The sequence below is a fragment of the Magnetospirillum sulfuroxidans genome, assembly GCF_018224925.1.
Lineage (GTDB): Bacteria > Pseudomonadota > Alphaproteobacteria > Rhodospirillales > Magnetospirillaceae > Magnetospirillum > Magnetospirillum sulfuroxidans.
The window spans coordinates 1-8,139 of record NZ_JAGTUF010000037.1; the positions used below are offsets into that span (position 1 = coordinate 1).

The following is an 8,139-nucleotide window of genomic DNA, read 5'->3' on the forward strand; positions in this document are numbered from 1 at the left end:
GTTCGGGTCAGAATCCAAATGTGCGACCCGGGATCCACTGCTTCGGGGAAGTTGATCGACCATAATTCCCAGTTATCAACCAGTTGCAATGTTCTGTCTCAATGGTAGCTGAAGGCACCTTTAGGTGGAAGATGCGATCTATCGAAGCAAACAAAAATATCAGGACTTGGATTGCGGGAAGGCGCCGGAGGCAACCGCTTCGCCCCTCGAATCGGGACCACGAACGCAAATATGAATGTGGCGGAACCGTCACGCCTTTCGAACTTACTCGAAGTAACTTCGCCGCCCGCAGGCCTGCTCACGGTTCGACAAATGCACTTTGCAGCACCATGGGCTCAAGCGTCTACGGACCTGATTTGAAAAGATAAATCGGCAGATTTTCCGGAAATCGGTCGCTAGCGTGTGGTTAACAGAAACACACGGAGAACGACCGATGTCCACCCTGACCAAGCTGAAGCTCGCCAACGCCTCCCGCAAGCCGGTCGAGGAGACCCCGGAAGAGCGCATGCGCAACCGGATGGTCGCGCATCTGACCGAGCAGTTGGAAATGGCGACTGCCCTTGCCGAAGGCCGCCCCTACAAGGCCACCCGCACCGTCCGAGAAAAGGGCGAAGACGGCACGACCGTCACCGTCGAGCGCGAGAAGCGTCTGCGCCCCTGGTACTGGCACGACCTCAGCGGCAAGTGGTTCATCGAGCTCCGCTATGCCAACACCATCCTGGCGCTGGGCAAGGACCAGAACGCCATCGAGGTCGGGACCAAGGATAAGCTGGTGCCGACTATCCAGACCGTCATCGACGCCGTGAAGGCGGGCGAGCTGGATGCGGCGATGAAGGCCGCGCTGGCGGCGCGCAAGAAGCCCGGCAAGTCCGCGTAACGCTTTCCCTGCCGTGCGTGGCGACATGCACGGCAGTTTCATGACGGGCAGAGCTGAATTGGCCGTGGCTATTTGGACGCTCCCCAGGTTCCGCACATCCATGAAAATACGTCTTGTCCCGCATCGCGAGAGATTTGGAAGAGGATATGTAAGGTGCTTGCGATCTGGTGGGGGCGAATTTATACGCCACGCCTACCGGCAAATGCACAAAGCACTCTTCGGATCAATAAATGCCATACGCAATCAAAGAGATGTTCTACTCGTTACAAGGCGAAGGGGCGCATGCTGGACGCGCGGCTGTGTTCTGCCGTTTCACCGGGTGCAATCTGTGGTCAGGCCGAGCCCCCGACCGGGAAAAGGCCATTTGCAAATTCTGCGACACCGATTTCGTTGGCGCTGACGCAGGCAACTTTTCCGACCCGAACGATTTGGCCGCAGCGGCAATGTCCCTTTGGCCGCATGCCGAAGGTGGCCGTCCATTGGTCATCTGTACCGGCGGCGAACCGCTGTTACAACTGGACGAAAAGCTGTGCGCCGCCTTTCACGCTGTTGGGTTTGAGGTCGCGGTAGAAACCAACGGCACACAGCCACGTTGTCCTGGCATCGATTGGCTATGTGTCAGCCCAAAAGCCAATGCTCCGCTACAGGTGGCCGAAGGCGACGAACTGAAATTGGTCTTCCCCCAACCCGGCGTCGATCCTCAACGTTTCGTTGGCTTGGCCTTCAAGCACTTCTTCCTCCAACCCATGGATGGAGACGATGTCGCCGCAAACACGGTTGCAGCTACGGAATATTGCCTGAAGCACCAGCAATGGCGACTGGGGCTACAAATGCACAAAGCTCTGGGACTGCGCTGAGGCTCGGGCCTTTGCCTCTGCGGTTCCGCCAGCACACGGGTAACTGGGGCGGCAGGACCGAACACTGTGCGGGCGCGGCCGGGCTGCTCAGAGGTATTTTGCGAGCTTACCTGAAGTAAGTTCATGCCCCTGTTGTCCATCCCGCCTAGGCTGCCTCCAACTCCGGCCTTTGGCATCAATGACAAGCTGGTGCCGACAATCCAGATTGTCATCGACGCCGTGAAGGTGGGCGAGTCATCTCCGACATCTTGCCTTACGGTGAATGAGCTTATGCGTCCGAAGTTATGCGATCAATTAGCCGCCCTTCAAAAACAAGAAGCTGGCGATCAACATTGGCAACGAAATTCTTGACCTTGGCAAGGTCCTCGCTCGTCGCAATCACTATCTGGGCTCCTGACTTGGCGATTCTCGCGGCTTCGGTGAGAAGGCCTGCCACGCTCGTCTCCGCCGCCTCCTGCTGGCGCGGTTCATCAAAGACGACTAGCCCAGGATGATTTGTCGTTCTCGTCCGCGAAAGGTCGAGGAGGCCGAGTTGATAGGCCCACTTGAGCCGAATGCTATCGCTTGCCGAAAGTTCAAAGCCGATCTCGAAGCCCTCTTTCTCTGGGCGATATGTGTCTTCGGACACTGTCAAATCCTTGGGCGGGAAGGTGATGAAACCATAGCGCACAAGTTGCCGCCGGATCGACTCCTCAAGCGCCCGAATCTTGGCGAGGTCCGCAGTGCTCAGCCGTTCCGCGGGTAGATCAGCTCTCTCTGCAAGCAAATCAGACCACGTTGCGGCCTGTTCGACCAGCCTGTTTACCGACTCCGCGAACCGGGCCTCGGCATCGCGCAACTGGTTGAGGCGTTGCTCGATGCGCAGCCGTTCTTCAATGAACGAGGCCGACGCAGCATGTGACGGCGCAATGAGATCGGATTTCAGTGCACGCAGGCGGGAAGAGAGCTGCCGGACTTCGTCACCGGTTGCGAGGAGTTCGAGATCGAGCTCGCGGATGATTGCGACTGAGCGGTCTGCTAGCCGCTTAAACGCTTTCCGCTGAGCACCGATATATTCGATGTTTTCTTCAACAGACATGACGGTATCCAGCGTCCCTTGGGGCAACAGGGCGTCGTCAATTGGCTGCTCACAGGTCGGGCAATGGTTAGGTCCCAGTTCCCGGGAGAGCGTGGACCCGAATTTCTGCAACTTCAGAGCATCCTTGTTCTTCTGTAGATCCTCTTCAAGCTGCTCGATCCGCTGTATAGTCGAGGCCTGCTGCACCAATTCAGCCTGCCGCGTCCTGAAAATCTCTGCACGCTCAGAGTTCAGCGCCTGTATCTCCGCGCTCAGCTTTTCGGCCTCCGCCGCCGCACCTTCGGCGACACTCTCTACCTCGGGAATATGCTGCTCTTCGAGCGCTGTCAGTTCGGCGGCCAATGCGGCGATCCGCTGATCAAGCCGACGCCACTGCCCTTCTTCAATGACCTCAAGAAAACATTCGCGGACCTCACTCTGGAAAGCGGTGGGATTAGCGAGAAGGCGCGCCACCCGCAGTCCAGACGCCGTTGCTGCCGCGTTGATGGAATCGGTGGACTTGGCCCACTCGACGCGTGCAGCGTTGGTTTTCAACTCAAGGTCTTGGCGCTTCAGTTCCGTCTCGTGTGTGTCGAAGTTCATGAGAAACTCGACGCTGCGGCGGTGTACTTCGCGGATGCGGAACTGAGTTGGAATGGCGCCAGGGATCGTGGTCCAACCCACTTTTTGTTCGACAAAGAAGAGCGGAAATATTGTCTCAACGTACAGAGGACAATCTCCGCCATCATACCTCTTCACGAACGGAAGCTGCCAACCCATAAACTCTGCCAGCTTGCGGTGAAAGCCTGCCTCACGCTGCGCGGCACCTGGATCAGTCACGAAGTAGTCGCGACGGAGGTAGTCTCCCGGTCCTTGGGAGAGTTCTGGCCCTTCAACCACGCTCACCAGCCTCTTATCGGTGGACGCTACCACGTTCCGACGGACCGTCATCCGCTCACCACCCGCGTTCTCCATTTCGACGGCGACATAGGATTCGAGGATGCTATGCCGTTGAGCCGTGGCGGGGTCCTCGACGTAGTCACGCATAGCGTAGGACAACGGGATTTCCCGTTTTGGACTGAGCATCTGCTCAAGTCCAAGCGCGTATAGGAAAGCGTGAAGCACGGTCGACTTTCCGGATGTGTTGGGAGCATGCAGCACCGTCAAGCCGCCGCTTAAAGGAACGTCTGTGCCGTACAGGCCGCCAGTTGTCTGCGCGCGAAGGCGGATGTGCTTGATCCTCAGCGGCATCAAAAAGCCTCCATCTTCATAATGCTATCGACCACCTGCTCGGTCGTGAATCTTCCAACCTCATCCAAAAACGCAGCCTCCTCAGACAGCACACCGGCCGAACGGATCGCCTTCACAGCGGCTTTGCCCGCTTCCGTCAGGGAGAGCGACTTCCCGTCTTTGGTTTCAACTAGGCCGTTACCCTTGCTAAATGCAGCGGCGCGGTTCACCCATGGCTCGATCCGGACAGAGAGCGCGGCGGGTGAGCGTTTGCGGGCGAGGACCTCACGTGTTTCCTCCCTGGATCGCGCGGTGCGGCTTAGGTGTACAAGAAAGTGGACTTTCTGAAGGCTGCACCGCATTCCCCGCGATGACGCGAGTACAAGCAACAGCAGCGACTGCCCCCATCCGATGCGCAGGTCTCCAGGGATCGGCTCGGGCCGCTCGGTCACGGTGAAATCGCCTGTGAAGGCTGACCTGAGGCGGACAATCTCCTCCATATCAGTCAAGCCTCAGCGGACAGCGCATCAACCACTCGCTCACCGCGCCGAAGGCGATGGTCTCGGCGGTTCCGGGGTCGAGGTTTGGGACTGCGGTGAGGATGCTCGATTTGAGTCCGTCGATCTCAGCGTCGAGGCGGTCGATGTTCCCCGCCCCCCTGGACCCGAGGCTCAGTCGCCGCAACCGCAGCGAAGTGAGGCGGGTCACATCCTCGTAGGCCTCTGGGGCGATTTTCCGCAACGCTTCCACCGCGACCTGGGATTCAAGAGAAATACGGAGCGCGTCGTCTACAGCGTCCTCCAGCGCACCGAGTTCGTCGAAACGCACCTGGAGCTTCCGACGCAGGTTCTCCGTTAAGTTTTGATCGCCGGAAGCCGCAGCGACCACCTCCTCGCGGGTTGGCACTGGCACGATCGGTCGAATCCGATTGCGCAATTGCGCGCGCCGCTTCCAAGACGCTTCGTCAAAGTCCTCTCGGTCATGCACCAAGATCTGAAATTCGGGATCGACGTACGCTAGGTTCTTGGCGATCACATCCGCCGTCTTCTTCATTGCGTGTTCGACCACCTCCCTGCTGTCGTGCAGCGGAACGGCTAGAATCCAGCGTTTAATCTTGTAGCCCGCGAAAATCTGTGCCGCCCCCTTTGCTGGGTCGCAGAACTTCCCGATATCGGTCGTGATCTTCGACTTTTGCTTCGCAGAACGAGTTGCGACATCAACTGGCTCCTCGACGGCGTAGCACTGATACACAACACGTTTTTCGAGACAGAAATAATCCAGCCCGCAATCGCCCTTGTGCTTGGCAGGCACTTTCTGGACGTTTTCTGCTCCATATTGATCATGGAGGAGCCGAAGGAGGTGTGCCTCCCACTCGTGTCCATCCCACGCCTCGATTTCGGCCGCCACTTGCAGTTATCCTCGAATGGCGTCGATACGGCAGCACATGCCAAAATGACGACTAACGGTCTTGCGCAAGACTTCCTCCCCTATCTCCGCCAACAGCGTATCAAACAATCACACCCCTAAAAAGGTGATTGAGATCGCACGGACGCGCAAGGATTGCAGATTGACCTTCATCTGCGGGTACGCATCCCATTCGACCGTTAATTTCTCCTCAGCACCCGTGCTGAACCTGAAGTAGGCAATCGCCTTTCAATATTGCTACGCCCATCTCCATCCGAGCCCCCTTTGAGGTGGGAGCCAGATGCCAGAATTCCACCAGTCGGCTCATGCGCCCAGAAACACCCCGAGCAAGCCCCTATAGCGACCGCAATGTGCGGTACTGTGCGGGCGCTGTTGGGCTGTGCAGGCGCATTCCGCGAAGTAAGTTCGATCAGACCACCTCGGGCTGCCCTGCATAGCGGGACAGCAGTTCGTTCCACACCTTGCCGCTGAGGTCGTCCAACGCAGCGGCCTCGGCATGCCGGAACACGCGACGCATCTGCATGGCTTCACGGGTGACGCGCCCGGCCAGCGCCAACAGGGCTTCCGCGCTGGGTTCCTGACCGCGCGCCACCACGCAGGACATGTAGGACGGCTGCTTGCCGAGCCATCGGGAAGAGAAGTCCAGTTGGGAATCGGTCAGGCCAAGGTCCATGAGGGTGTCACGGGCTTCGATGAGGATCATGTGTGCGTCTCCAATGCGTTGCTCATGCAGTTATTTATGCTGCCTGTCATAAATAACTGCACACGCAGCAACCCAATGGAGCGCGGAACATGAAAAGATCGAGAACCATCACGCTGGGCTTCGACAGGAAGCCAGCAACGTTACAGGAAGTCATCGAGGCTGCCATTGCTGGCACTATTGCTGCGGCAAAGAACCGCCATCCTCAGACGATTTCGAATTTGGCGATCCAACAGCGGATCGCTTAAAATTCAATAGTGCTGGAGACGGCACTCAACATAGGGTCCACACCAGGGGCTGCGACACAGAAGAAGAAGAGCCACTCCGAAAAAACAGTAGGAGAACCCCGCTGACCCAACACGCGCAATACCCACCGGGCGGCGACCCATGTGTACAAAGGATCAGCCGACATCTGGGTCACGTGATGGACGGCTGAGGCTACGGCCAATGAGGGCGTGGACGCGCGATCAGCGCACACGGTATAGGCCACCGAAACGGTCATAACGCGAATGCATGTGTACGCATTCCCGTAGCTGCTTGCGAACAACCGCATAACCGCGCTGGGCTTAACCGCCCTGGAGAGGCGTTCCCATAGGTAAAGAAACTCGGGCGCCGCTTTAACTGGAACGAATTACACAACTGGACGGAAAACACCGTTACCTCTCCTCCCGCTGGCAGATGCTTCAATGTCGATTTCGATTTTGAAGTTCTCGGGGGACGTATCGCGCAACCGCGCGTGCGTCTTGGTTCCCGAAGTCTGTCAGCGGGGGGAGAAATGTGACTGTCCGGAAATGCAGTTCAGCTCACTTCGTTCAATTAATTCATTCAGATGCTTTTCATAGATCGCAGCAGTGAAAGCGCAGACCGGCAGAGCTGGGATGGCGCTGAGCTGATGCCGCTCAACGCCAGTTGAGCGTCAAACCCATTCGAGGACAACACACATGGATCACTTCACATTAACAGCAAATGACATCAAGGCAGTTCTACACGCAATTGACGACGTGACAATGCACCACGGACGTTCATTGCAGCCAAAGGAGCAGAAGTTCCTGGTGGATATGGATAATCGGCTGCGGGGCAAGACAGAGGTCACGCTCAAGATCAAGCAGGCCAGTTGGCTGACGGCGCTCTTGGCGCAGGCACCCAAGCGCACGGCGAGAGTTTCTGCGCCGATCAGAATTGCAAATCAATGAGCTTATTGTTTCCGCACACCTACAGTCCGAATCGCCTCAATATTTCATCCTGCAAATGCAGGCCGGTCAGCTTCTTGTGACCGCCTTCATATTTTATGTAGGCTGATCCGTTTGCGGTGAAAAATAGAGATTGTGTCCTTACCTCTGGAACCACAAGCTCGACAACATAAACATTCCCGGAGATTTCGCCGTCCACAATCACCGGGTGGAGATTCAATTGGAACGCGCCTGGGGAAACCGAAGGCTGAATTTGAGAAAGGCTGTTCATTAAATCTCTTTGCAGCCTATCTCTATCGGATCGAGATAGTTGCACCCCTGAAACATTACCGTCGTCCTGGATACCAAACCACAACCGCCCCCGCCCTCCGGCATTTAGGAAGGCAACTGTATACTCTTGTGCAGTCTCAATAATCGTATTGACGGGCTTTTGCGAGCGCACCTCCTTGAATTCGTGCTCACGGTTTTCTTCCATGTCCACCACAGAACCTTGGAGGAATGTGCGTTGCTGTGTCCCTGCAAAAAGGTTGTCGATCAACCGCCTGAGATCAGTGTTGTAGCAGCGCGGCGGTTTGGTCGTTGAGGCAAATTCGCTCCGCACGAACAGCCTTAGGTCGCCAGCAGTGTCGGCGTTCAACACCCCTCTCATCCGGGCATATGCCGAAGCTATTGCACCGGCATCGTGGTCCCCTCCAATCCATCTTCGGCCGCTTCGCGCACAGGCCTCTAGAGCATTACCCGCTCTGACGGAATCGTTGGGGATTCCCCAGGAGGCGGAAATCTGATTCAAGATGAGGGCTGGT

Annotated in this window: 9 protein-coding genes; 4 read left to right on the forward strand and 5 right to left on the reverse strand. The window is 57.1% G+C overall.

The window, feature by feature from the left end; translation table 11 throughout:
- Positions 1-433: 433 nt before the first annotated feature.
- Together KEC16_RS19285 and queE are read left to right on the forward strand one after the other, a co-directional pair.
- Positions 434-877, forward strand: coding sequence for a DUF6641 family protein (locus KEC16_RS19285; protein WP_211552000.1), 444 nt, complete (start codon positions 434-436; stop codon positions 875-877).
- 230 nt (positions 878-1,107) lie between these two features.
- Positions 1,108-1,734 carry a 7-carboxy-7-deazaguanine synthase gene (gene queE / locus KEC16_RS19290; RefSeq protein ID WP_211552002.1) on the forward strand — a complete coding sequence of 209 codons (627 nt, stop codon included), beginning with the start codon at positions 1,108-1,110 and terminating at the stop codon, positions 1,732-1,734.
- 268 nt (positions 1,735-2,002) lie between these two features.
- Here the strand turns inward: queE and KEC16_RS19295 are convergent, their stop codons facing one another.
- From KEC16_RS19295 to KEC16_RS19310, 4 genes are all read right to left on the reverse strand, one after another.
- Positions 2,003-4,042 carry an AAA family ATPase gene (locus tag KEC16_RS19295; protein WP_211552004.1) on the reverse strand — a complete coding sequence of 680 codons (2,040 nt, stop codon included), beginning with the start codon at positions 4,040-4,042 and terminating at the stop codon, positions 2,003-2,005.
- Positions 4,042-4,521 (reverse strand): hypothetical protein, encoded by a 480-nt coding sequence (locus tag KEC16_RS19300; protein WP_211552006.1) that lies wholly within the window; start codon positions 4,519-4,521, stop codon positions 4,042-4,044. Before KEC16_RS19300 ends, KEC16_RS19295 begins: the two co-directional genes overlap by 1 nt.
- A gap of 1 nt (position 4,522) precedes the next feature.
- Positions 4,523-5,428, reverse strand: a complete 906-nt coding sequence (locus tag KEC16_RS19305) for a hypothetical protein (RefSeq protein WP_211552008.1) — start codon at positions 5,426-5,428, stop codon at positions 4,523-4,525.
- Positions 5,429-5,855: 427 nt separating this feature from the next.
- A complete protein-coding gene (locus KEC16_RS19310; protein WP_211552010.1) occupies positions 5,856-6,149 on the reverse strand; it encodes a DUF6626 family protein in 294 nt (97 codons plus the stop codon).
- Between the two features lie 89 nt (positions 6,150-6,238).
- On the opposite strand from KEC16_RS19310, the gene KEC16_RS19315 reads away from it, so the two are divergent.
- Positions 6,239-6,394 (forward strand): hypothetical protein, encoded by a 156-nt coding sequence (locus tag KEC16_RS19315; protein ID WP_211552012.1) that lies wholly within the window; start codon positions 6,239-6,241, stop codon positions 6,392-6,394.
- 693 nt (positions 6,395-7,087) lie between these two features.
- Entirely contained in the window at positions 7,088-7,339 is a 252-nt protein-coding gene (locus tag KEC16_RS19320; protein ID WP_211552014.1) for a hypothetical protein, read from the forward strand.
- A 19-nt stretch (positions 7,340-7,358) separates the two neighbouring features.
- Here the strand turns inward: KEC16_RS19320 and KEC16_RS19325 are convergent.
- On the reverse strand, positions 7,359-8,139 hold a 781-nt coding region (locus KEC16_RS19325), incomplete at its 5' end, for an ATP-binding protein (RefSeq protein ID WP_211552016.1).

Excerpts from the sequence above, each read along its gene's own strand:
- KEC16_RS19295 (WP_211552004.1), bottom strand. The coding sequence starts at position 4,042 with ATGCCGCTGAGGATCAAGCACATCCGCCTTCGCGCGCAGACAACTGGC.
- queE (WP_211552002.1), top strand. The coding sequence starts at position 1,108 with ATGCCATACGCAATCAAAGAGATGTTCTACTCGTTACAAGGCGAAGGG.
- KEC16_RS19285 (WP_211552000.1), top strand. The coding sequence starts at position 434 with ATGTCCACCCTGACCAAGCTGAAGCTCGCCAACGCCTCCCGCAAGCCG.
- KEC16_RS19315 (WP_211552012.1), top strand. The coding sequence starts at position 6,239 with ATGAAAAGATCGAGAACCATCACGCTGGGCTTCGACAGGAAGCCAGCA.
- KEC16_RS19300 (WP_211552006.1), bottom strand. The coding sequence starts at position 4,521 with ATGGAGGAGATTGTCCGCCTCAGGTCAGCCTTCACAGGCGATTTCACC.
- KEC16_RS19310 (WP_211552010.1), bottom strand. The coding sequence starts at position 6,149 with ATGATCCTCATCGAAGCCCGTGACACCCTCATGGACCTTGGCCTGACC.
- KEC16_RS19320 (WP_211552014.1), top strand. The coding sequence starts at position 7,088 with ATGGATCACTTCACATTAACAGCAAATGACATCAAGGCAGTTCTACAC.